The organism is Sedimentibacter hydroxybenzoicus DSM 7310 (assembly GCF_013403245.1).
Taxonomy (GTDB): domain Bacteria; phylum Bacillota; class Clostridia; order Tissierellales; family Sedimentibacteraceae; genus Sedimentibacter; species Sedimentibacter hydroxybenzoicus.
This window is the reverse complement of the sequence record NZ_JACBNQ010000012.1, coordinates 19,619-45,122: the sequence shown is the minus strand read 5'-3', so window position 1 is coordinate 45,122 and position 25,504 is coordinate 19,619. Positions and strand designations below refer to the sequence as shown.

23 protein-coding genes and 1 other annotated feature are annotated in these 25,504 nt (G+C 35.7%); of the genes, 19 read left to right on the top strand and 4 right to left on the bottom strand.

The features are described from left to right. The first annotated feature begins 33 nt into the window (after positions 1-33). The 14 genes from vorB (at position 34) to proS (ending at position 13,652) form a co-directional block, all read left to right on the top strand. Positions 34-1,131 carry a 3-methyl-2-oxobutanoate dehydrogenase subunit VorB gene (gene vorB, locus HZF24_RS11125; RefSeq protein WP_407695752.1) on the top strand — a complete coding sequence of 366 codons (1,098 nt, stop codon included), beginning with the start codon at positions 34-36 and terminating at the stop codon, positions 1,129-1,131. Beyond that, on the top strand, positions 1,100-1,846 hold the full coding sequence (locus HZF24_RS11120) for a thiamine pyrophosphate-dependent enzyme (protein ID WP_179238395.1): 747 nt from the start codon (positions 1,100-1,102) through the stop codon (positions 1,844-1,846). The genes vorB and HZF24_RS11120 overlap by 32 nt, the downstream gene beginning before the upstream one ends. Positions 1,847-1,860: 14 nt before the next feature. Beyond that, positions 1,861-2,856, top strand: coding sequence for a C-terminal binding protein (locus tag HZF24_RS11115; RefSeq protein WP_179238394.1), 996 nt, complete (start codon positions 1,861-1,863; stop codon positions 2,854-2,856). A 12-nt stretch (positions 2,857-2,868) separates the two neighbouring features. Then, positions 2,869-3,795 carry a phosphate acyltransferase gene (locus HZF24_RS11110; RefSeq protein ID WP_179238393.1) on the top strand — a complete coding sequence of 309 codons (927 nt, stop codon included), beginning with the start codon at positions 2,869-2,871 and terminating at the stop codon, positions 3,793-3,795. A 10-nt stretch (positions 3,796-3,805) separates the two neighbouring features. Then, positions 3,806-4,852 carry an acetate and sugar kinases/Hsc70/actin family protein gene (locus tag HZF24_RS11105; protein WP_179238392.1) on the top strand — a complete coding sequence of 349 codons (1,047 nt, stop codon included), beginning with the start codon at positions 3,806-3,808 and terminating at the stop codon, positions 4,850-4,852. Beyond that, a complete protein-coding gene (gene buk / locus HZF24_RS11100; RefSeq protein WP_179238391.1) occupies positions 4,842-5,912 on the top strand; it encodes a butyrate kinase in 1,071 nt (356 codons plus the stop codon). Before HZF24_RS11105 ends, buk begins: the two co-directional genes overlap by 11 nt. 25 nt (positions 5,913-5,937) lie before the next feature. Next, positions 5,938-6,489 carry a 2-oxoacid:acceptor oxidoreductase family protein gene (locus HZF24_RS11095; RefSeq protein ID WP_179238390.1) on the top strand — a complete coding sequence of 184 codons (552 nt, stop codon included), beginning with the start codon at positions 5,938-5,940 and terminating at the stop codon, positions 6,487-6,489. Between the two features lie 18 nt (positions 6,490-6,507). Then, positions 6,508-6,717, top strand: coding sequence for a 4Fe-4S dicluster domain-containing protein (locus HZF24_RS11090; RefSeq protein ID WP_179238389.1), 210 nt, complete (start codon positions 6,508-6,510; stop codon positions 6,715-6,717). 30 nt (positions 6,718-6,747) lie between these two features. After that, positions 6,748-7,794 carry a TRAP transporter substrate-binding protein gene (locus HZF24_RS11085; RefSeq protein WP_179238388.1) on the top strand — a complete coding sequence of 349 codons (1,047 nt, stop codon included), beginning with the start codon at positions 6,748-6,750 and terminating at the stop codon, positions 7,792-7,794. A 98-nt stretch (positions 7,795-7,892) separates the two neighbouring features. Beyond that, positions 7,893-8,387, top strand: a complete 495-nt coding sequence (locus tag HZF24_RS11080; protein WP_179238387.1) for a TRAP transporter small permease — start codon at positions 7,893-7,895, stop codon at positions 8,385-8,387. A 39-nt stretch (positions 8,388-8,426) separates the two neighbouring features. Further along, positions 8,427-9,719 carry a TRAP transporter large permease gene (locus tag HZF24_RS11075; RefSeq protein ID WP_179238386.1) on the top strand — a complete coding sequence of 431 codons (1,293 nt, stop codon included), beginning with the start codon at positions 8,427-8,429 and terminating at the stop codon, positions 9,717-9,719. A 56-nt stretch (positions 9,720-9,775) separates the two neighbouring features. Beyond that, positions 9,776-11,110: an APC family permease gene (locus tag HZF24_RS11070; protein ID WP_179238385.1), complete on the top strand. Its 1,335-nt coding sequence runs from the start codon at positions 9,776-9,778 to the stop codon at positions 11,108-11,110. Between the two features lie 23 nt (positions 11,111-11,133). After that, positions 11,134-11,802, top strand: coding sequence for an AroM family protein (locus HZF24_RS11065; protein WP_179238384.1), 669 nt, complete (start codon positions 11,134-11,136; stop codon positions 11,800-11,802). A gap of 144 nt (positions 11,803-11,946) precedes the next feature. Next, positions 11,947-12,110, top strand: a binding site (T-box leader). A 96-nt stretch (positions 12,111-12,206) separates the two neighbouring features. Beyond that, on the top strand, positions 12,207-13,652 hold the full coding sequence (proS, locus tag HZF24_RS11060; RefSeq protein WP_179238383.1) for a proline--tRNA ligase: 1,446 nt from the start codon (positions 12,207-12,209) through the stop codon (positions 13,650-13,652). A gap of 81 nt (positions 13,653-13,733) precedes the next feature. Here proS and HZF24_RS11055 read toward each other — a convergent pair whose 3' ends face one another. Next, entirely contained in the window at positions 13,734-15,587 is a 1,854-nt protein-coding gene (locus HZF24_RS11055) for a heavy metal translocating P-type ATPase (RefSeq protein WP_179238382.1), read from the bottom strand. Between the two features lie 372 nt (positions 15,588-15,959). Here HZF24_RS11055 and HZF24_RS11050 point away from each other — a divergent pair, with 372 nt between their 5' ends. Both HZF24_RS11050 and HZF24_RS11045 read left to right on the top strand, forming a co-directional pair. Continuing rightward, positions 15,960-18,911 carry an S-layer homology domain-containing protein gene (locus tag HZF24_RS11050; RefSeq protein ID WP_179238381.1) on the top strand — a complete coding sequence of 984 codons (2,952 nt, stop codon included), beginning with the start codon at positions 15,960-15,962 and terminating at the stop codon, positions 18,909-18,911. An 83-nt stretch (positions 18,912-18,994) separates the two neighbouring features. Beyond that, a complete protein-coding gene (locus HZF24_RS11045) occupies positions 18,995-20,101 on the top strand; it encodes a TolC family protein (RefSeq protein WP_179238380.1) in 1,107 nt (368 codons plus the stop codon). A 59-nt stretch (positions 20,102-20,160) separates the two neighbouring features. Here the strand turns inward: HZF24_RS11045 and HZF24_RS11040 are convergent, their stop codons facing one another. The 3 genes from HZF24_RS11040 to HZF24_RS11030 form a co-directional block, all read right to left on the bottom strand. After that, a complete protein-coding gene (locus tag HZF24_RS11040; RefSeq protein ID WP_179238379.1) occupies positions 20,161-20,742 on the bottom strand; it encodes a TetR/AcrR family transcriptional regulator C-terminal domain-containing protein in 582 nt (193 codons plus the stop codon). A 29-nt stretch (positions 20,743-20,771) separates the two neighbouring features. Then, a complete protein-coding gene (locus tag HZF24_RS19365; RefSeq protein WP_179238378.1) occupies positions 20,772-21,224 on the bottom strand; it encodes a winged helix-turn-helix domain-containing protein in 453 nt (150 codons plus the stop codon). Positions 21,225-21,471: 247 nt separating this feature from the next. Beyond that, positions 21,472-22,152 carry a Crp/Fnr family transcriptional regulator gene (locus tag HZF24_RS11030; RefSeq protein WP_179238377.1) on the bottom strand — a complete coding sequence of 227 codons (681 nt, stop codon included), beginning with the start codon at positions 22,150-22,152 and terminating at the stop codon, positions 21,472-21,474. A gap of 236 nt (positions 22,153-22,388) precedes the next feature. On the opposite strand from HZF24_RS11030, the gene HZF24_RS11025 reads away from it, so the two are divergent. From HZF24_RS11025 to HZF24_RS11015, 3 genes are read left to right on the top strand one after another with little or no spacing between them, the layout of a single operon-like run. Then, positions 22,389-23,615 (top strand): HlyD family secretion protein, encoded by a 1,227-nt coding sequence (locus tag HZF24_RS11025; RefSeq protein WP_179238376.1) that lies wholly within the window; start codon positions 22,389-22,391, stop codon positions 23,613-23,615. 12 nt (positions 23,616-23,627) lie between these two features. Further along, positions 23,628-24,554 carry an ABC transporter ATP-binding protein gene (locus HZF24_RS11020; RefSeq protein WP_179238375.1) on the top strand — a complete coding sequence of 309 codons (927 nt, stop codon included), beginning with the start codon at positions 23,628-23,630 and terminating at the stop codon, positions 24,552-24,554. 7 nt (positions 24,555-24,561) lie between these two features. Continuing rightward, entirely contained in the window at positions 24,562-25,491 is a 930-nt protein-coding gene (locus HZF24_RS11015; RefSeq protein ID WP_179238374.1) for an ABC transporter ATP-binding protein, read from the top strand. Positions 25,492-25,504: the final 13 nt, after the last annotated feature.

Below are 25,504 nucleotides of genomic sequence, written 5' to 3'. Positions count from 1 at the left end.
CATATGAAAGGAGAATTTATTTTGAGCAAGAAAATGTTTATGAAAGGAAATGAAGCGATTGCTGAATCGGCTATCCGATCAGGCTGCAAAGCATATTACGGATATCCTATTACTCCTCAGAATGAATTGACAGCTTACATGGCCAAAAACATGAAGAAGCTAGGAAGAGTTTTTATTCAAACTGAAAGTGAGATTACAGCAATTAATGCGGTTTTCGGAAGTGCTGTTGCCGGTTTCAGAGCGATGACTTCTTCTGCCGGAACTGCAATGGCTTTGAAACAAGAAGGAATTTCTCACCTTGCATATCTGGAGATACCTGCTGTCATCGTAGATATGATGCGTGGAGGACCGGGATTAGGAAATATACTTGCAACGCAGGGCGATTATAACATGGCAACAAAGGGTGGAGGAACAGGTGATTACCATGTAATAGTTCTTGCTCCTAATTCAGTTCAGGAAGCATCTGATCTGACGAGATTGGCGTTTGAGCTTGCCGACAAATACAGAAACCCTGCAATGATATTGGCAGACGGAACAATAGGTCAAATGATAGAAAATGTTGAGTTTATGAAGCCTATTGCACCTGAAGATTTACCTACGCCAAGTTATGCCTTAACAGGCTGCGAGGGTAGAGCACCGAGAAAAGCTGAACCGAAAAATTCTGCACAGGAACTTGAAGAGCACAATATTGCTTTACAGCGTAAATATGATATTTGCACTGCTAACGAACAGAGATTTGAAGAAATAATGACGGAAGATGCCGAGGTAATATTAGTGGCTTTCGGCTCAGTATCCCGTATGGCTCATGAAATTATTGCCGAAGCAAGAGAAGAAGGATATAAGCTTGGACTGTTCAGGCCTATAACATTATGGCCGTTTGCTGAAGGGGCTTTTAAGAAAATTATTCATAATGCTAAAGCAGTTGTGGTTCTTGAGCACAATGCAGGAATGTTGACAAGAGATATCAGAATGTACGTTAATGAAATATGTCCAGTATATTATCACGGTCGTATGGGCGGAAGCATTATTGATATGGATGTTGTCAGTGAAAAAATAAAATCAATAATAGACAATAACGGTAAGGATTGGAGGGAGTTGGATGGCCAACAAGGTTTATGGAAGACCTATTAGTTTAAATGAAAAACAGTTTACGTATTGCCCCGGCTGCGGTCATGGTGTTTGCAACAGACTGTTAGCGGAAGTTATAGACGAATTGGGTATAGCAGGAAACACAATAGGTGTTTCATATGTTGGATGCGGAGGAATGCTCTATGATTTTTACAATATTGATTTTGCCTTTCCGCTGCACGGGCGGGCTCCGGCTACAGCTACAGGAATTAAACGTGTACGGCCTGACAAAATTGTTTTTTCATATCAGGGTGACGGAGACTTGGCTGCAATTGGAACGGCTGAGATTATACATGCTGCTACCCGGGGAGAGAATCTTACATCATTATTTATAAATAATGGAATCTATGGCATGACAGGCGGTCAGATGGCTCCTACAACATTAATAGGTCAAAAGGCATCTACTTGTATTGACGGACGAGATCCTTCTTATCACGGATTGCCGATACGTATGTCTGAGATGATTGCCCAATGTGACGGAGCGTGCTACGTTGAGCGTGTTTCTGTTGATTCTGCAAAAAATATAAGTGCTGCAAAGAAGGCTATAAAAAAAGCTTTTCAGAATCAAATAGACGGAAAGGGATTCTCGCTCGTTGAAATAGTAAGTCCTTGTCCGATTGGATGGAATCTTTCTCCGAACGATGCATATAAGAGAATCACTGACGAAATCCTTGAATTTTATAAACCTGTTGTGTTTAAAGACACAATTTCTGAATAAAGGAGAACGATGTAATGGGAAAATTTAAAGTAGTTTCGGTAGATAAACTTCTTCCGTTGACTCATTATGAAACGGATATCTTGGAAGCTATAGGTGCTACCGTTGAACAATATAATTGTGTCACACCGGAAGAAATAGAAAAGGTTGCAGCAGATGCGGATGCAATAATAACCGTCGGTGCTAAAATTACTAGAGAAGCAATATCAAAATTAAAAAAATGTAAGGTTATTGGCAGGTATGGTGTCGGAATTGATAATGTTGATGCAGAGGCAGCGACAGAAGCGGGAATTGTAGTTACATACGTACCTGTTTATTGTCAGGAGGAGGTTGCAACTCTTGCTCTAACATTGATGCTCGCATGTGAAAGAAGAATAATCCCCGCTAACGAAATTGTTAAATCGGGAGAATGGAAAAGTGCACTTAAGGCTTCTGCGGGAGCCCGAAGTACAAAAGGGAAAACATTCGGACTGATAGGCTTCGGAGCGATTGCCCGTGAGGTTGTTCCTCTTGTTCAACCGCTGCAGGTGAAGGTAATAGCGTATGATCCATATATAAACCTTGATTTCTGTAAGGATTTAAATGTTGAGTCAGTTGATTTGGAATACCTTTTAAAGAATTCTGACTATGTATCTCTGCATGTTCCGCTTATGGCTTCAACACATCATATGATAGATGCAGAGCAGCTTAAGATGATGAAAAAGGATGCAATATTGATCAACACCGGAAGAGGTGCACTCATTAATCAAAAGGCTTTGTGTGATGCTCTTAATCAGGGAGTTATAGCTGCCGCAGGCTTAGATGTTCTTGAATTTGAGCCGCCTGACCCTGAGGATGAGATATTTAAATTAAACAATGTAATAACCACAGGCCATATAGGAGCCGCAACAAATGAAGCACTTGTAAGGCTTAGACAAAAGGTTGCTCAGGGAGTGGCAGACGTTCTTACAGGAAAGTGTCCTGAAGCAATCGGAAATCCGGCAATAAAAGAAAAAGTACAATTTTTGGATTGAGGAGGATAAGCTTTGACTAATAATCTTAATTCATTCGATAGCTTGGAAAAACTGGTTCTCAGGGGGTCTAAGCAAACGGTTGCAGTTGCTGCGGCACAAAGTGAAGAGGCAATGCTAGCTATAGAATATGCCCGCCAAAAGAAAATAATAGATGCGGTACTGGTGGGCGATTTAAATTTGATAAACGAAATATGCAGGAAAAATGATATTAATCCGGAAAATTACCAAGTGATAGATGTCAAGGAGCCTGTCGAAGCTGCGGCAATAGCTGTTGAGCTTATACAAGAGGGAAAGGCCCATCTCCTTATGAAAGGCCTGGTAGAAACTAGTGATTTCTTAAGAGCAGTGCTTAATAAGGACAAAGGGCTAAAGACGAATAACCGCCTCTGCTCCGTTGTGCTTCTGGAAGCTCAGAATAAATTGATAGTTTTGGCGGATGTTGGTACGAACATTGCTCCGGATGTGGATGCTAAAATCGGTATAATAGAATGCTGCACTCAGGTTGCAAAGGCTGTCGGCGTAGAGGTTCCGAAGGTAGCCGTGTTGTGTGCACATGAAAAAGTACAAATTGAAGCAATGCCTGCTACGACTGAAGCTGCACTTCTTTCTAAGATGAGTGAAAGGGGTCAGATAAAGGGCGGAGCAATCGTTGAAGGACCAATTTCAATGGATATTGCCGTAAGCGTACATGCTGCAGAAACAAAAAATTTCAAAGGTAAAATACAGGGAGATGCAAATGTCCTTATAGTTCCCGATCTTGAAGCAGGAAATATCTTGATTAAAGGATTGATGTATCTGAGTAATGATGTACGAGTTGCAGGCGTAGGAATGGGTGCAAAGGTACCGCTTATTTTAACGTCCCGGGGAGACGATCATGATACAAAATATTTTTCAATTGTACTTTCGGCATTGGTAAGTCAGTCGGAAGCAATGCAATAAAGGTGGATGTATGAAAAATAATATTAATGTTGCTTTGTATTTGAAAGAAGGTATGTTAAACATTTGTTGGCTGTCGGGAAATAAAACCGTATCAAAAAAGCACCGTTTTGAAAAGGGTAAGATTGAACAAACAGCGTTTCAGGCAGCAAGAGAGCTGTCGGAAGAAATACAGGGTGCAAATATTAAATATATAATCTGTCCCGGAGGTATAGTCCGACCTTTGAAGCAAGGCGTGTATCTTATTGATGCCGTTGCCGAAAGAGAGTTACGGGAGCAAATGTGGGGAGTTCACGCAAATAATGAGGTTGCATTAATTTGTCTGGAAATTGCAAGATTATTATCGGCTGCTGCTCTCATGTGCGATTCCATGTCATCTGACGGATTGTTTAAACTTAACAGGATTACCGGTCACTCACAGGTTAAAAAATTCAGCAGATATAATTCCTGCAGGCATCAGGCCGCAATATACTTTGCTTCTAAAAAATTAGGAAAGTCGCCTGAAAGCTTAAATATTATCGTAGCTGATATTGATGATGAAGTTTCGGTTGGAGCACATATGTGCGGAGTATGTATAGATGTTAATGATGCTATCGGCCTTGAGGGTCCCATGGGTTTTAAATCATCCGGAGATGTTCCCGTAGCACAGCTTGCAATCTATACGGAGAAGCACGACATCAACAATTTACGGGACGATTTAAGGTATGAATCGGGAGTTAAAGGATATATTGGAACAGATGAGCCTGAAGAGATAGATGTGTTGGCGGAATCAGGAAATCAATATGCCGTGCTGATTGCTGATGCTGTTGCATACCAAACCGCAAAGTGGATAGGAAGCGGTGCCATGTGTCTTAAGGGAAAAATCGATTTAATTATTCTGACAGGTAAAGGAATACGAAGCAAGCTTATAATTAATTCGCTTCTTCCGAGAATACAGAAGATTGCCGAGGTAGAATGCTTTGAGCCGGATATGTCGGAGTACCTGCTGAATGCTGCAGGTATTGCGGAATCAACTCCAAATAAAATCATGAGTATTGGGGGAGAAAATAATGGGTTATAGATTGCTTTGCATTAATCCCGGATCTACTTCTACAAGAATTGCCGTTTTCAATGACAATGAAGCTGAATTTTCAAAAAATATTAAGCATTCAAATGAAGAGCTTGAGGCTATGGGTAAAATTCAGGATCAGCTTAATTACAGGTATGAGCTTATTAAAAAAACGGTTGAGTCGGAAGGAATTGATATGGCGGAAATTGACGCTTTTGTGGGACGCGGAGGTGCTTTGCGGCCAATGGAAGGCGGTGTATTTTCCATCAGTGAACAAATGATAGACGACTGTAAAACGGGAAAGTATTCGGACCATCCTTCAAACTTAGGATGCCAGCTGGCAATACTTTTTGCGAATAAACACGGCAAACCATCGTTTGTAATCGATCCTCCGCTTATAGATGAGTTTCATGAGGTTTCAAGAATTTCAGGATTTGCTCCGATTAAGAGGAACAGTGCTTTTCATGCTTTAAACGAAAAGGCCGTTGCACGTTTTATCGCTGAAAAATTAGGTAAAAGAGTTGAAGATATTAATATGGTTACAGCTCATCTGGGAAGCGGAATTTCGGTCACGGCTCACTTAAAAGGGCGGTGTGTGGATAATACATTCGGTTCGGGAGGCGACGGACCATTTTCTCCTGAAAGATGCGGCAGATTGCCCGCGGATGAATTATTAAGTTCAATGCAAAAATTCAGTGAAATAAAAACAGCCGGGGATTGGAAAAAGGAATTCTCCAAAAAAAGCGGATTAGTATCGTATTTAGGTACAAATGATGTAATTGCCATTGAAGAGAAAAGCATAGATGATGCGGAAGTGAAAGATGTTCTTGATTCTATGATTTACGCAATCGCTAAGGAAGTGGCCGCATACTGTACGATAATAAATTGGGATGCAGATGCCATAGGTATAACGGGTGCTATTGCAAACAGCGAATACATTGTGAACGAATTATCAAGACATCTCGATTTCATTGCCCCTGTTTTTATATTCCCGGGTGAATATGAAATGGAGGCCCTTGCCCAGGGAGCTGTCAGAGCGTTGAACGGGGAAGAAAAAATAAAGGTATATTGATATTGATAAGGAAGGGAGAAGAAACATGGCAATAAAAGAAAAAATTTTATTTGCAGGTTTTGGAGGACAAGGAATTCTTGCGGCCGGAAAAATATTTGCCGAAGCCTGTATAGAAAACAACTTAAATGCATCATGGATGCCTTCGTACGGACCGGAAATGCGTGGCGGTACGTGTAACTGTCAGGTTGTTATTTCAGATGGAAAGATTCTGAGTCCTATGTTTACAAGGCCTACGCATGCAGTGATAATGAATCAGGCATCCTTCGATAAATTCTTGGACAAGTTGGACAAAAGCAAAATGATTGTTGTGAACACAAGCCTGGTAAAAATATCGGGAGAAGCTGAGGAGAAGTTAAAAAATTTAAAAATAGTCAAGGTTCCCGCAACAGATATAGCGTTGGAAATCGGCTTTGTACAATGTGCAAATATGGTAGTCTTGGGCGCATATGCAAAGTACTGTACATCAATCAGTATTGATCTTATGAAGGAGAGTATCAAGAATAAGTTTAAATCTAAGCCTGAAGCACTTGATATAAACTTAAAAGCAATGTCCGAAGGATATGAGATAGCTAAATAGTGTTATGGAGGTGATAGAGTGTCATATTCGGTAGTTGATAAAAATTATTGCAAAGGATGTTTAAGATGTATCAGTGTTTGCCCGAAAGAATGCTTGGGTTTATCCGGCCGTACAAATGATGGTGGATATGATTACGTTGAATTTAAAGAAGGTTCTCCCTGTATAGGTTGCGCTTTATGCTATATGGTATGTCCTGATGTAGCAATAACTGTACATAAAGAAAAATAATATTAAAAATATTAGAAAGGAAGTAAAGTTATGAAAAAGGGCTTAAGTTTATTATTAGTTTTAGTGTTTGTTGTTGTTTCACTGGCAGGATGCAGTTCCGGTTCGGCATCTAAAACAGGCGAACCCGTAAAATCAGTGGAAAAACAGATATGGAAAGTATCTCTTATGGGAAGCGAAACTCATCCGGTTTCTCAAGGCTTCAAAATTTTCAAAGAGGAATTGGAAAGCAGAGTAGGTGATCAGGTAGAAGTCCAGCTTTACTATAACGGACAGTTAGGAACGAGTCCTGACCAGACAATAGGCGGGATGCAAAACAAAATTATACACTTTTCGGATATAGCATTAGGCAATGTCGTAGAGTATTCAAAAGCGTTTATTCCGTTGGATGTTCCGTATTTGTTATTAAACCGAGATACTGCATTGGCTTTGGTTGATAGCGAGGTTGGAAAAGAGATGGCTGCAAAATATGAAGAAGACACTAAAGTAAAACTTTTAGGCGTGTGGGATTTCGGATATCGTGTTATAACCAATAATGTTCGCCCTATTAAAGAATCTGCAGATTTTAAAGGGTTAAAAATCAGAACACTAAGCAATAATTTACATTTGAAAGCATTTGAGATCTTTGGAGCGGTTCCGACTACAATGCCGTATAGCGAAGTATTTACAGGGTTGCAGCAGGGGACAATTGACGGGCAAGAAAATCCGCTTGGAACAATTTATGACTCTAAATTCCATGAAGTACAGAAATATCTCTCATTGACGAATCATGTTTATGGATTTTTAGGTATGCACATGAGTGCAGACCTTTATAACTCTCAATCTGATGAAGTTAAAAAAGCGATTGATGAATCAGCAGCTATTGCAATTGAAAAAGAACGAGAAATATGCAAGAAAATAAATGATGAAGCTTTGCAGAAAATTAAAGATGATGGAACCACAGTAAATGAAGTAAGCGAAAAAACAATGCTTGAATTGCGCGATATGATGGCACCGGTTATAGACATGGCTTCAGGTATAGTCGGTGAGGACTATATGAATAAGGTTATTAATGAAATAAAGAAAATTGAAGGGAATTAAAGTACTGCTGATAAATCTAAAATAGGAGGTATGGTAACTGCAAGGATATGTCGTAAAATTGTGATGATGTATCCTTGCATGAGGTTGCTGATAAAAGTATGAAGGTCTTAAAATGGTTAGATGACAATATTGAAAAATATATAATAATTATTATTACATCAGCTATGACGATTTTACTGTTTTTATCAATTGTTTTTCGGTTTTTGCTGCACCTTCCGTTAGCATGGACTGAAGAAATATCATTATATGGGTTAGTATGGTTATGTTATTTTGGAGCAAGCCTTGCAATTAAAAATAATTCCCATCTGAAAATGGAGATAATTACAACATATTTAAATAAAAAGTGGAAAAAGGTATTTGATATTTTATCTGATATTCTGTTTTTCATTTTTGCAGCATTTATTATGTTTTATGTTACTAAGCTTACGATTGATGTGGGACAGAGGGGAGCTGTAAGTGCAGTATTGCATACACCTAAATGGATTCCGTATCTTGGTGTACCTGTTGCCTTTTTATTAATGATAATCAGGTTGATTCAAAATATTATCAAATCAATTAAGGAAATAAATGATATGAACAAAGAATTAAAATGACATCGGTGAGACATCTTAAAATTAAGTAGGAGGGTAAAAATGTTAGCGATATTATTATTAATAGGATTCTTTGCTTTTTTATGCATCGGTGTACCTATTGGAGTTTCCATCGGGTTGTCAATTATTGGAGTATTGTTAATTAATCCATTTACATCTTATTCATATCTTGGTCAAACGATGGTAACAAGTTTAATGAACTTTCCTTTGCTGGCAGTACCGTTTTTTATGCTTACCGGTTCTATAATGGAAACAGGGGGATTATCAAGAAGATTGGTTGCTGTTGCTAATACAATAGTCGGAGGCGGCACAGGCGGACTTGCAAAAGTTACTGTTATCACCTGTTTGTTCTTTGGAGCAATATCAGGATCAGCTCCGGCTACGGTTGCGGCTATAGGTGGAATCATGATACCTATGATGGTTAAGGAAAGGTATTCCATAGATTATGCTGCGGGAGTTTCCGCGGTTTCAGGAGGATTAGGCGTAATTATACCTCCAAGTATACCTTTTGTTTTGTATGGAGTATCAACAGGGACATCTATTGGAGAATTATTTGTGGGAGGAGTTATCCCCGGATGTATAATTGGCGGATTACTGATGATAGTTTCACATATTACAAGTAAGAAACGGGGATATTTCGGAACTGGAGAAAAATTCAGCTTTAAGAAGTTTTTTAATGCACTTTGGGATGCCAAATGGGCTATGTTGGTTCCTGTAATCATATTAGGCGGTATATACGGAGGTGCTTTTACACCTACGGAAGCTGCTGTCGTAAGTGTAGTATATGGATTATTTGTGGGAATATTTGTATACAAGGAACTAAAATGGAAAGATTTGTCCAAAGTTTTTGTAGATAACGGTATTTTGGTAGGAGCAGTAATTATTACTGCGGCAACTGCAACCGCATTAGGAACAGCCTTTTCTTTCATGCAGGTTCCTACACAAATTGCTAACGCCATTGCAATGGTATCCACAAATAAATATGTTGTAATGTCTATAGTTGCTGTATTCTTATTATTTGTTGGAATGATAATGGATGTTGCTGCAGCTATACTTATACTTGCTCCAATATTGGTGCAGGTTTTGATACCGTTAGGATGGAATCCCATTCATTTTGGTATTATCATGACAATTGATTTAGCAATAGGGTTTGTAACACCACCGGTTGCAATGAATCTTTTCGTTGCCTCTGGAATATCAGGGGTACCTGTAAACAGGATAGCAGTAAATGCTTTACCGTTTATTATTACTTTCATATTCGGGCTGATAGTAATTATTATGTTTCCTCAACTTACACTTTGGCTGCCGGAATTTTTAAAAACATTCAGCGGTTAAATTTATATGAGATAATTTTATGAAGGCTGATAAATACTTACAAGAAGGTGAAAATATTGAATAATTCTATTGCAAATAAAAAAGAATCTGAAATAAAAAAATTAACTTTGCTTGATGGCTGGTCATTGGGGACCGGCAGCATGATAGGGGCAACAATATTTGTTGCAAGTGGGCTTATGTCATCAATTGCCGGACCTGCAACGTCTATATCTTTTATTATTTGTGCAGCGGTTACATTAATAATTGCTTTGTGTTATTGTGAAATGAGTTCGGCATTTCCGCGGTCCGGGGGAGCATATATTTACCCTAAGGAAACAATGGGTAAAGCGGGAGATTCGATTTCATTTCTAACCGGTTGGGCACTTTACGGTGGACAAGGCTTGGGAGCCGCTGTTCTTGCATTGACTTGTGCCAACTATGTCAATGCCGTTCTAGAGCTTTCAGGAGCAGGATTTACTTTTATACCGACTTATTTTGCTATTACACTTATTATTTTATTTACGATTAGCAACATAATAGATACCCGTCTCGGTAATGCCATTCAGCTTGTATCTACATTTGCTGTGGTTGGTGCCTTAGCAGTCTTTGTTGCAATGGGTTCATTTAATATTAAAGGTGAGCTGCTGACTCCTTTTATGCCTAATGGGTTCCCGGCAGTTATTACCGCTGCTGCAATAGGATGGTCATCATTTGGAGGATGGTCTGTAATTCCAAATATGTCAAGTGAATTCAAAAACCCTGCAAGGGATGTTCCATTAAGCATGTTGCTTTCACTTATCACCTGCGGTATATCATTTGGGTTTATTGTCATTGTTATGAACGGATTGCTTCATTATACACAGTTGGGCATCGAAGCAGCTCCACTCGCAGCAGCTGCGGCAACCGTAAATAAGTACGGTGCGCTTATCATAGCATTTGGTGGAATTTTTGCAGCAACAAGCACATTGAATGGTCTTATGATGACCGGCTCACGAATGATTTATTCTATGGGACGTGAAGGTTCATTGCCTGCTAAGCTTGGAGAAGTTCGCAAGAAAAACGGTGTTCCGGCTGTTGCTCTTGCTGTTACAGGTATAGGAATGCTTGTTCTTGCGGCTACAGGAATGATATACGTGATTCTTCAAATGGTAGCTTTCGTAACAGCGGTTTCCTGGATAGTATCATGTATTTGTGTTTATGGATTGCGAAAAAACCGAAAGGATGTAAATCCATTATTTAAGACACCGCTTTATCCGATAACCCCTGCTGTTGCCGTAGTTTTATCATTATTTATGATATCAAGATTGTCGTCTCAAGCTATAATGATAGGTTGTGCATGGATCATTTTTGGTTTTGTATTATACTTGTTATTCAGGTTTACCGGTCTGAAAAAATTCTGCAAGGATGCTTAATTTGTGCTATATGGAGGGATGCATTGAATAAGAAAGCTGCAATGATAACTATGGGACATTCGCCCCGTACAGATATAATACCTGATATAAGTGCACTCTTGAACAATCATATCAATATTGTTCATGCGGGTGTTATGGATGAATTTTCTTGTGAATATATTCGTAAAGAATTTATTCCTGCAACAGATGAAGAGCCGTTTGTTTCAAAATTAAAAGATGGTAGGATGCATGCATTTTCACGAAATGCTGCGATGGATTTGCTTCAAAATAAGATAGACTTATATTGTCAGCAAGATACTGCAGCAATAGTACTTTTGTGTACGAGTAAATTTGATAATATTAAATGCAGTGTACCGCTTATCGAGCCGTATAAATTGCTGCATAACACTGTTAAATCAATTGACTCAGGAATGAAGATTTCAGCAGTATTTCCGTTCGAATCTCATTTCATAAGTATGAAGGAGAGTTGGGAACAAGATATTAAATTAAATGACAGCATTTGCATAAACCCGTCTGATAGTCTTGGGTGCAGCAATATTATCAGTCACTTTCAGCATGACAAACCGGATTTATTGATTTTAGATTGTCTTGGATATACTAATGAATGGCGAGAAACAATTTCTGAGGGATTAAATATACCTATCGTACATCCAAGAACACTTATTGCAGGTTTATTAAATAATATTTTATAGTTAATGGTTGTAAGAAAATAACATGTCTTATTGCTAAAAAATAAAATATTTCAATTTGCTTATTTCTTATTTGACGCTTATTTGACTTTTTTTAGATAAGAGTTGACAAAAATAAAATTAATAATATAATATATAATAAATTTAATATAAACTGTGATAAGAAATAGTATTTATGCATGGTCCAAAGAGAGAAAGCGACAGGTGAGAGCTTTTGTCCCTCTGTATAAAGAACCCGTCTTTGAGTTTTTACCGAAATGAGATGCTGCATTGCAGCAAATAGAGTGGTACCGCGGAAATCCGCCTCTATAATATATGATATAGAGGCGGTTTGTTTTTTACTTACAGCATAAGCGACTGACACCAAATTAAAATTTGGGTCATCTGTTTATATAAGGGAGGATATTATGGCTAAAAAAGAAAAAGATTTCGTAAAAGAAATAACACCTATGGAAGAAGACTTTAGCAGATGGTATACAGATGTAATATTAAAAAATGAATTGGTTGATTATTCACCTGTAAAAGGTTTTATGGTTATAAGACCTTACGGTTATGCATTATGGGAAAAAATACAGGAATTTGCAGATGAAAAATTCAAGGCGACCGGACACAAGAACATGTATTTTCCGCTTTTGATTCCGGAAAGTTTATTAACTAAGGAAAAGGAACACGTGGAGGGCTTTGCTCCTGAGGTTGCATGGGTTACACACGGAGGCAATCAGGAACTTTCTGAAAGATTAGTTGTAAGACCTACTTCCGAAACAATTATATGTCATATGTACGCTAAATGGTTGAACTCATACAGAGATTTACCATATTTGTATAATCAATGGTGCAGTGTGGTGAGATGGGAAAAATCAACGAGACCGTTTTTAAGAACTTCGGAATTTTTGTGGCAGGAAGGTCATACGCTTCATGAAACTGAAGAAGAAGCACAGCAGGAAACACTTCAGATGCTTGATATTTACAGACAGGTAGCTGAGGACTTAATGGCAATACCTGTTGTTACAGGGCAAAAAAGTGAAAAGGAGAAATTTGCCGGAGCTTATTCGACTTATACGATGGAAGCGTTGATGCACGATGGTCAGGCATTGCAGGCAGGTACATCCCATAATCTAGGTCAGCATTTTACGAAGGCGTTTGAAATTAAATTCCAGGGAAGAAACGGTCAAGAGCAGTATCCATATCATACTTCATGGGGAATTTCTACCAGATTAATAGGTGGCCTTATAATGGTCCATTCAGATAACAGAGGTCTTGTACTTCCGCCAAAAATGGCGCCTGTTCAGGTAGTTATTATACCTATAGCCCAAAATAAAGCCGGGGTTTTGGAAAAAGCAAATGAGCTGTTTGATTTATTAAAAGCTAAAGGTATTAGAGTTGAGCTTGATGACAGTACGGAAAATTCACCGGGGTGGAAATTCAACCAATATGAAATGAAAGGCTATCCTATACGTATTGAAATAGGACCGAGAGATATAGAAAATAATCAGGCGCTTGCAGTAAGAAGAGATAAATTGGAAAAAGAAGTTATATCACTTGACAATATTGACGATACAATTGCACAAATGCTTGATACTATGCAAAATGATATGTTTGAAAAAGCAAAAGCTCACAGGGAAGCAAACACATACGTTGTTGAAGATTATGAACAATATAAAAAAGAAATTTCCAATCGTCCGGGATTTGCAAAGATGATGTGGTGCGGAGAAAGAGAATGTGAAGATAAATTGAAAGAAGAAACAGGAGCTACAATCAGATGCATTCCTTTTGAACAGGAAAACTTAGGTGACAAGTGCCACATTTGCGGTAGGCCGTCAAAGCATATGATTTACGCGGCAAGAGCATACTAAAAGACATTGAGCATTGAATAATGAATAATGAACAGTTAAGGAAAGGATTTGTGTTTTCGCACAAATCCTTATTTTTATACTTTACACTTTAAATTTTATTAATCTCATTGCGTTCAGTATTACTAAAAGGATGCTTGCTTCGTGGATAAACATTCCTGATGCCAGGTGAACACCTCCGGTCAGAACACCTGCCAACAATACAAACACAATCGCAACTGCTATAAAAATATTTTGTTTCATATTTTTTATAGTTGCCTTTGAGAGTGAATAAGCATGTGAGAATTGCAGAAGCTTATCTGCCATCAAAACAACATCTGCCGTTTCCATTGAAACATCCGTTCCGCTTTCTCCCATTGCTAAACCGATATCTGCCGCAGCTATTGCCGGCGCATCGTTTATGCCGTCTCCTGCCATTGCAACCATTCTGCCTTCGCCCTTTAATTTTTTAACATGTTCTACCTTGTTTTGAGGAAGAAGTTCGGCATAAAATTCATCAAGCTCTAAATCCTTGGCTACAATCTCAGCAGTATGCTTATTATCTCCGGTAAGCATTACAATCTTTTTAATTCCGTTTCTCCTCATTTGAGAAAGAGCTGTTTCAGCATCCTCTCTTACTTGGTCTGCTATAGAGAAAATCCCAATTATTTCACCGTTAACTGCCGCAAATATTGCCGTGTTCCCTTTCTTTTCACGTTCTGTTGCATATTCTGATATTTCTCTTGATATCGCTATATTTTCTGCATCCATTAATTTTCTATTGCCGACAACCAATGTCTTACCTTCGACAACAGCAATTATTCCACTGCCTTTAATAATCTGGCTGTTTCCCGGTTCATTGCTTAAATCAATTTTTCTTAAGATTGCTTCCTTAACTATTGTTTGACCTAAATGATGTTCTGAAATTGTTTCTGCCTCGGCAACTAATTTTAACAGGTCATTTTTTTCTATATTATTAAATATCTTTATATCGGTAACCTCAGGTTTTCCCTTTGTCAATGTACCTGTCTTGTCAAATACTAAAGTATCAACCTTAGAAAATCTGTCCATTACATCCCCGCCTTTTACCAATACACCATTTCTTGCACCGTTTCCTATGCCTGCAACATTAGATACCGGAGCACCTATAACCAATGCTCCCGGACATGCTATTACAAGGAATGTGATAGACAAATGAAGATTTCTTGTAAGCAGATAAACTATTATTGACATTACAACTATTGCAGGTGTATAAATGTTGGCAAATTTGTCTAAAAACCTTTGTGCTTTAGATTTTGCTTCCTGAGCTTCTTCAACCAATTCGATTATTTTAGCGAAAGTAGTGTCATCACCAACCTTTTCAGCTATCATCTCAATATATCCGTTATCTACAATCGTTCCGCTGAACACCCTGTCGTTTTCTTTTTTTGAAGCCGGAACTGATTCGCCTGTTATGGCTGCTTCATTAATTGTTGCCTTGCCTGATACTATGATACCGTCAACAGCAATTTTACCGCCTGAACGAACAATGATTCTGTCACCGACTTCCACTTCATCTACAGGAACATTGACTTCCTTGTCATATCTCAGAACTGTTGCCTCTTGCGGAGCCATTTCTATTAAGTTTTTTAATGATGAGCGGGTTTTTTCCAAGGTGCGTGCTTCCAGGTAAGCACCAAAGAGGAATAAAAACGTAACTATGGATGATTCGGTGTATTCTTTAAGATACAGAGCACCTACTACAGCAATAGTTACCAAAAGCTCAATGCTGAAAGCTTTCATGCGAAGTGCCTGCCACGCTTTTATTGCTATGGGAATACCTGCTGCAATTGACGCTATTATCAATAATATATCTCTCAAATTTGACATACCGGCCATTTTCATAATATATCCTGACACAATTAATATACCTGAAATTGCGGTAATATGATTTTTATGTCTGTTTATTCCTTTTATCATATCAATCTCCTCATATAATATTATGCCTTAATTTTATATTATAAAAATAATTAAAACATTGATTGAAATCAAAATTAAAAAGATATTATAAAAAAGATAAATTGTTTTTTTATTCATTCATTGATTAAAATCAAGTTTTTAAAGAATAAGAAAAACAGTTTCATTAACGTTAATATTAGATTTTAGAATATTACATTTATATTACAAAGTTAAGGAAAAATTATTTTACATTTGCTCTGATTTGTAAGAACACCTTACAAACATATATTCATTGACTATTGAATTAGTTATACAAAAAAGCTAAATTTAATACACGGTGAACAATGACCTATGGTTTATCACTGAACTTAAATAATTATATAGGAGGATAAGATGAAAAAAATTTTATCATTAATTTTAGCAATGGCAATGATACTTTCAAGCTTTAGTTTTGCCTTTGCTTTACCGTCTGATGTAGAAGATACTGAATATGAAAATGCAGTAGCAAGACTCGCAGCATTAGACATAATTGTAGGGTATGAAGACGGAACCTTCAGACCCGGAAATTCAATTACAAGAGCGGAATTTGCAGCTATTGCAATACGTATGTTAGGTATGGAGGATATTGCCAACGGCTCAGTTGCCAACACTAAATTTCCGGACGTAAGAGTGACTCACTGGGCAAGCGGATATATTAATTTAGCATCTGCGCGAGGAATAATTGTTGGTTATTCTGACGGAACCTTTAAACCTGAGGAGCAAGTAACATATTCTGAAGCAGTTACAATGCTAGTACGTTTATTGGGTTATGAACCTGCTTTAAATAGTAATGAATGGCCATCAAATTATTTAACAAAGGCTTCTGAAATCGGCTTAACATTAGGCATTAAATTCAATTACAATGATCCTGCTAAAAGAGGCGTTGTTTCAACATTGGTAAATAAAGCTTTAGACATTGATTTAATGGATTTAGCTGAAGTAACATCAGGTGATCAAACATGGAAAATTACTGACTATACACTTCTAACAAAATATTTAAATGTATTTGAGTTGGAAGATGCATATGTAGTTGAAACAGCATCACATTCATTAACTAAATTAGATGCTGACGAAGTGAAAATCAGAACTGAAGAAGGTAAGACATACACATTCAAAATGATTGAATCAATCGATGCAGATTCGCTACTTGGACATGAAGTCACTGTATTTATCAGAGATACAGATACTGATGGAAAAATTGAAGACGATGAATTGGTAATATCTATTCAGGATACTACAGATCCAAGAGATGTTATAGCTTATGATTACATTGTTGATATTACTAAAAGTGATGAGGATAATTACAAAATTAAAGATGGTGGAATTGAAATTGCTTTAGATGAAACAGATGATGAATTTGAATTGGCAGAAGATGCAATTGTATTCTACAATTATGAAAGAGTTACAGACCTTGCTAAAATGGCTTCTAATAAAGTTGGAGAGGGCTATGGCGAATTAGGTGAAGTAGCAGGTAAAATTATATTAAATGATGATGAGGAAATCATATACATGAACATGATTAACTATGATTTACCAAGAGTTATTACAGATGTTAATTTGAAAGATGAAAAAGTTAAGTATTTTACTTATACTGATAGTGAAAGCACATTGAAACTCGATGGTGAAAAATACACTGTAATGAAAAATGGCGAGATTGCAGAGTTAGAGGACTTAGCTACCGATGACGTTCTTTACTTCTGGGAAGTAGGAGGAACATATGTACTTGAAGCTTATGACTATAAAATTGAAGGTATATTGGATTCTGTAGATTCAGACAACAACATGTACTGGGATTACACTCTCGTAGTTGATGGTAAGAGTATATCTGTTGGACCTGCATTTACAATAAGCACAGATGAAAATGATACAATCAATTCATTGGCAACTAACCCAAGTGCTTATGAATGGACAGCGGATGACGACAGATTATCTGATATAGAAGATATGGTTGGTGAATATGTAGTAGTTTATATCGGTAAATACTATGAAGAAACAGAAGGATGGAACTATGGAAGACACATTACTACAGATGTTAATACAAGCAGTGACGATTACTTTATAGTAACTGAAGATCCATGGGCATCGAGAACAGCGGGTTATAAATATTATGTAGAATTGCTGAATCAATTTGATGATGAAACAACTTATGAATTCACAGAAGATGATACAGAATTTAACGGTAAATTATTAGATTTATCTATAAGCAAGTCAATTAATGGCGATGTAAAAGGAAGACCCGAAAGCGGCAGTGATGTTGATGTAACTAACTTATTTAAAATTGGAACATTAGTTGAGGTAGACTTCAACGGTGATGGAACAATATCATCAATCAATGTTATTGAAGCAGGAAATAAAAATGTAATAGCTCAAAACAATACTAACGGCGGTATTGTGGATGATGATTATGACAGAATAAAAATAAACAATAAGGTATATTATGTGAGTGATGAGACAGTTTACTTTGGAGTTAATACTACTACTGGTGAAGCAGAAGCATATACTTGGGGCGCAGTATCTGATCTTGATTCTGGAGATGATTTCAGTAAAGTAATTTCCAAAGTTGACGACAGTGAAATAGAAGTAATTGTATTCTATCATGACGGTTCAGTTCAAATTGGCGAAGATGATTACGGTTATGTACTAAAACGTGAAATCAGAAAAGACGGATTGTGGGTATTTATGGCAGTAGAGGGTGAAATAGTTGAATACTATGCCGGTGATTTATCAAGAGCTGCTCAGAATTCATTACAAGAAAAAGTATTAGTTGACTTCACTGTATCAGTAACTACTCTTGATACCGTAAGACTGGTACCAAGAACAAAATTCTTTGCTGATGCAAATGAAATGACAAACAACATGTTTAAGGTTGTTGCAGGAATTGAAGTTACATCTGGCACAAGCATTAAAGCTGCAACAGTTTCTAAGAATGATATTAAGTTAGATGATGTTGTAATAGCTAAATGGAATACAACAGATGAAAAACTCGATAGTATAGCAACAGGATATAGTGCTTCGGATTTCAGTTTCGCATTTGATAAGTTCGAAATTGTAAGCGGTGGAATTGATACAAGAAATGGTATCATCGAAGTAATGGCTGCAGGTACCGATGAAGATGAAGATATGACTTGGTTTGTTCATATTGATAAATATGGCAATGATTCATTCTTCTATGATGTAGATACATCTCACAGAAACCTTGAAAACAAGATACTTTCTCTTGGAGATTTAGCAGATGGAGATATGATACACATCTATGATGTTTCAGACAGCGCAGTTGCTGAATACATCGCAATTTACGACAGATAAACAAAATCTGCCGATTAAAAATCGGCAGATTTTTTAAAATATATGTAAGCAAGTGCTTACAAGCATCATATGAGGTGAATAAATTGTTAAAAAAAATTATGTTATTGTTAACCGCTATGATTGTATTAACATTTGGTATAACTTATGCTGAAGAACAGTCTCAAAATAAAATATATAATCTTTCTATGGAGGACGCTGTTGAATTTGGTTTGAAAAATAATGAGGCTGTGAAAATTGCTCAATTCGATATAGAAAAAAATCAGGTTATTTCAAAAAAAGCTGTATCATTATGGTCAAAGGCTCCTGAAAATTCCATGATTGAAACTAAACTTCTGTCAGATGGATATTATAAAAGACAAACTGAGATGGCAGTTAAACTTTCAAGAAAAAGCAAGGAATTAATAGAACAAAAAATAGGGTTAGGAATTAAAAACAGTTATTATGAAATCAGTCGAAGTATAAAAGACATTGGAGTAAAAGAAGAAAATGTCTCACGTATTTTAGAACAGCAAAGAATTGCAGAATCAAAGCTTAAGATTGGCACAGGTATAAAACAGGAAGTTTTAACGGCACAGGCAGCTGTAGAAGAAGCTAAATTATTATTAGCAAATGCAAAGGATGACTTGAAATACAAGGAAATGGAATTTAACAAGCTTTTAGGTCTTCCCTTCGACGTAATAGTAAATTTAACTGATGATGTTATAAGCAATATAAGCTTACAAACACCGGAAAGTATAGATTTACACGTTAAAGTTACTGAGGCGCAAAGAAATAGAATAGAGGTTATCCAAGCTCAAGAAAATATGGATGTTTCCAAACTTTATTTTGATATTGTTTCAAGTTACAGCGCAGTAAACACCTATGATTATAGAGAAGCTAATTACGAAAAAGAAAAAGCTAATAACGAATTGAATGATACAATGCAGAATGTGGAGCTAAGTGTAAATAATGCTTATTTAAATATGCAGAAAGCTGCAAGAGCGGTAAGTGTTTATGAGAAAAACATTACAAGCTTAGAGGAGGCACACAGATTGTCACAACTATCCTACGAAGCAGGAGTTGGAATTCAAATGGATGTGCTAAATGCACAAAATATGCTTTACAACGCAGAATTATCGTATGTTCAGTCTTTACACAACTATAACCTTGCTAAGCTTAAATTTGAAGCATCCTATGGAATCGGTTACTAAAATATGAAGATGTCAATGGAAAAAGAACAAAAAACCCTCTAATATTAATTTTAGGGGGTTTAATAATTAGAGGATTCTGATTCGTATTCTTGTAGAACATTTGACATTGCTGAATTTAAAGTCATGTCCAGCATTTGAACAATTTCGTCAATATTCTCTTTCATGCCGTTATTTGCCCATTGAATTATAACAGATAATAATGTGATGGTTTGAAGATTTGCTAAAAAGCGTATTTTATCTGAAGGGATTTCCAATTCTGAGGAAGCCTTATAAATTTTATTTTGGCTGAATTCATATAAGTTCGGATAAACAGCTTGTTCAAAATGTTCACGTCCAACGGATTGAATAGTATATGCGAACATTGATTTATTGTCTTTAATATAACTTAATATACCTTTAATAACTACGTCCCAACTACTATTACTTGCTTCTTCTAAAATATGACCTATTTCATTTTTATAAGTCCAATCAAGCAATTCAAAAATATCCTGGAAGTGATAATAAAAAGTTTGCCTTGTTAATTTGCAGTCACTGACAATATCTTTAACAGTTATTTTATTTAATGGTTTCTTGCTTAATAATTTTTTTAAAGATTTAGAGAGTATTAATTTAGTCATTTCTGTCATTATTGAATGTGCCACGTTTTATCCTCCTTACAAATGCAAGATTATTAAATGTCTGTCAATATATACCCTTTGCCTCTTACAGTCTTTAAATATTTATTGTCAGGGTCTACTTTATTACGCAATCTTTTAATAGCAACCCTTAACATTCCTGCATTAGCGTAGGCTATACCCCACACACAATTAATTATTTGTTCATTTGTTAAAATCTTTCCTTTATTATCAATAAAAAGATGAAACATTTTATATTCTCTTGGCGACAATTCGATTTTTACTTTATCTCTGTATACTTCTGAATTGTCAGTATTTATAGTTAATAATCCAAAATTAATTATATTCTTGTTTTTTCGAGATTTTAATTCGATAATATTTAATTTTTCTAAGAAATCTTCAATGGAAATTTGTTTATATGAATTATCATTGCTGTTAATTTGTAAAATCACAAAATTATCAAGCTTTTCATCTATATTCTGTATATTTTCAAAAATTGCACTTTCCACATAAATCTCCTCACAATCAAATGTAAGTCCTTTAAATTACAATAGCGAGCGTATGTTCTAAGCTAAGCTTTTAAATACGCTCGCTATTACATCCCCTTAAACAATTTCATAGGAGTTTGGGGGAATAAAGAATTTAAAATACTACAAGTATTATTAATCTAAATTATATATTTTTATCGTATTAACACAATAGACAATATAGTGGCATTGACAATAATTCTTACAAATTCGATATTTTGTAAATCAATTAACTTTCTATATGCAGCTCATTCAATAATTCTACATCATTTATGATTATATATTTATTGTTGAAATCAATAAGATTATCTTTCCGCATTTTATTTAATTCTCTGGAAAGGGAAGTTCTTTGAACGCCAATTTTATTAGCTAATTCCTTTTTGGTCATGTTTAGTTTTATGATATTTGTTTTCTGTGCATAATGTTCGTACAATAGAAATTCAATAATGCATTGTCTTAATGTTTTCATTGTCAAAGATGTAATTTTATTTGATAAAAATAAAGCTTTGCTTGATAAGGATTGTAAAAAATTGATTAAAAAACATTCATTGGTTCGGCATAATTGAAGTATGAGTTTTTTATCTAAATGCAAAATTTTAACATCACTTTTTGTTGATATAGTCATTGGATATTTATTGTCTGTAGAAAAAAGTAAATTTTCTCCTATAACATCTCCATTAGTGAAATCATTAATAGATAGTATATTACCATCAGCATCTATTTTTTGTATAGTGATTGTTCCTTCTAAAATTACATCTAAACTTTTACACTTTTCATTTTGCATATAAATTATATAATTTTTTGGATAATCTTTTATACTGTAGTTGCTTATAAAAATATTTTTAAAATTTTCTGTAGTTAAACATTTAAACATATCTATGCTTTTAAGTAAATAAATAATGTTTTCCATTTTATACTCCTAATGTATTTATTTTAAGTAGAATAGTGGAATGTTACAAATTGTTAAAAGTGCAAAACTTTCTGACAATCTCACTTTATTGTCTATTGTATAAGAACACACCATAATATAAATTTAGATTATATTATAAATTATATTTAAGATTAGTTACCAAGGTAACTGCTTGGAATATTATTTTATATTATAGTGGTTAAGTGACTTTTCATCAATACATTATGGAGGAATTTATGAAAAAAGTATTAAATTTATTAAACAGTAAAGGCAAAATTATTATTATACCGGCTGTTATCTTTTTTGTTCTTATAGCAATATATATTTTTAACAGCACACAGAAAAACGACTCTGCGATTGTTTATGCTGACGGCAGAACTTATATTGAAGCTTCAGGGGTTGTAAAGAGCAGCTCTGTCGCTTTAAGCAGCGAAGTTACCGGAATAGTATCGGAAAATATGGCAAAGGAAGGCGAAAGCCTTAAAAAAGGTGACGTTATAGCAGTTATAGAAAACACAACCTTAAAAAATCAATATGATCAAGCCCTGATAAATTTCCGTATAACAGAAAAAAATATAGAAGCACTTGAAAACAGTATCAGCAGCTTATCTTTACAAAATACTGATGTTGCGCAGCAAGCTCAAAATGCTTACTTGGCATCAGAGGCAGAATTTAAAAAAGTAATGGATGGGGCAAGTGCAGATGAAATCAAACAAGCTGAAGAGGCAGTAAATCAATCGAAAACAAATTTAGACTTTATGAAGACTAATTTAGACAGAAACACTGAACTGTTTGAGCAGCAGATAATTTCTCAAAGCAAGTACGAAGAGGCATTAAAAAGCTACAATATCAGCGAAGCACAACATAATGCCGCTGTTGCACAATTGAATTTAGTCAAATCCGGTCCAACAGAAAATGCTGTCAAAGCTGCAGAAAACAAAATGCTGCAGGCAAAAGCCGGATATGAGCTTGCTATTTCCAACGGCAATACTCAACTCAGCCAGCTGCAAGGTCAACTTGAGGTAGCAAAGGTACAATTGGAACAATCAAAAAATATTATTGATCAAACGAAAAAGGAATTAGATAAATTGACTATAAAATCACCTGCTGACGGAATTGTTAATTCCTTGTTAATAAAAAACGGTGAATTTGTTTCAATGGGTAAGCTGATTGCTGAAATATACAATCCAGAAAATGCTGAAATAAAGGCATATGTATCCGAAGCAAACATTGGATATATAGTGGTGGGACAAGAAGCAAGTATATTTATTGACTCCTGTAATGACAAGGTTTATACAGGAAAGGTAACAAGAATAAACAATAATGCAGAATTTACTCCAAAGAACATTCAAACTAAAGAAGAAAGAGTAAATACAGTGTTTGAGGTTACAGTTGAAGCCTCAGATTCTGAAGGAGCTATAAAACCGGGCATGCCTGTTGATATAAACATAAAGATCAATTAACAGAGGAGTGAAATGATGGAATATGATATTCAAATATTTTCTCTCACAAAAAAATTTGGAAATATTACTGCTGTAGATAATTTAGAAATACAGGTTAAGAAAAACACGATTTTCGGATTGGTTGGTCCTGACGGAGCCGGAAAGACAACAACAATGAGGATGCTTTGTTCTCTTTTGGTTCCTGACAGTGGAACAGCTCAAATAGGCAGCTATAATATTCTGAAGGAAAATGAAAAAATAAAACAGGATATTGGGTATATGCCTCAAAGATTTAGTTTGTACGGTGATCTTACAGTTTTAGAAAACCTGGAATTTTACTCAGAAGTTTATCAAATATCAAAGAAGGAAAGAAAAGAGAAAATTGAATCGTTATTGGAATTCAGCAATCTAACTAAACATTCGTATAAATTAGCAGATCAACTTTCAGGAGGAATGAAACAAAAATTGGCATTGTCATGCAACTTGATTCACACTCCCAAGTACTTGCTTCTTGATGAACCGACTATTGGAGTTGACCCTGTGGCGAGAAGGGAATTTTGGAAAATACTTTTTGAATTGAGAGAACAAGGCACAACCATATTTGTCAGCACTCCTTACATGGATGAAGCTGAAAGATGTGATGAAGTAGGTCTTATGAATAAGGGAAGAATAGTGAAGAAGGATATTCCTTCCAACATTATTAATAATTTTGATAAGCATATTTTATGTGTTTACTCTGATGAAAATCACATTGCAAGAAATTTAGCTCTGGAAGAAAAATATGTAATGGATGCGTACATGTTGGGAGAAGGGCTTCATATTGTGGTGGATGACCTTGATTATGCTTCTGAAAAATTAAGAGAAAAGTTCAACAACAAAATTATAGTAAGTTCTATAAAGGAAACAGCTCCATCTTTGGAAGATGTTTTTGTCAATATTATTAAAAGTGAAAAGAGATGAGGACATTATGGAAAATGCTATTGAAATAAATAATTTAACTAAAAGATTTTGTGATTTTACAGCTGTCAACAATGTGAGCTTCAATGTAAAAAAGGGAGATGTGTATGGATTTTTAGGACCTAACGGCTCCGGAAAAACAACTGTAATAAGAATGATTATGGGATTAATAACGCCTACTTCGGGAACGGGGAAGGTTTTAGGCTTTGATATTTCAACAGAAAATGAAAAAATCAGGTCGCATATCGGCTATATGTCCCAAAAGTTCAGTCTCTACGAAGATTTAACCGTGGAGGAAAACCTTGATTTTTATGCCGGAGTATACAATGTGCCTAAAAATAAAATAAAAAATAAGAAAAAGGAAATTTTGGAAATGGCTGATTTGGTAGGAAAAGAACATATGATTACATCAAATCTATCAGGAGGATGGAAGCAAAGACTTGCGCTTGGATGTTCTATCATCCATGACCCGGATATTTTGTTATTAGATGAGCCCACAGGTGGGGTTGATCCCATAGCCAGAAGACAGTTCTGGGACATAATTTATGATTTGTCTAAAAAGGGGGTAACCATATTAGTTACCACTCATTATATGGACGAAGCGGGGCACTGCAATTTTATAGGTTTTTTATACTATGGAAACATACTGTCATTGGATACTCCCAATGCCATGAAAGAGAAAGTAATTGATGGAGAAATAGTAGAAATTAAGGTTGATGATACATTAAAATCAATAGAATTATTAAAGACAATGGAAAAGGTCAGAGATGCCTCGGTCTATGGAGCAGGAATTCATGTTTTGACTGAACCCAATATGGATTTAAATGAATTGAAAGTTTTTTTGCTTAAAAATAATGTTGAGATTTACAATATAAAAAAAGTAAAGCCGACATTAGAAGATGTATTTGTTTTTCTTGTGGAAAAGGAAAACAGCAAATAATTTAATGTGGAAG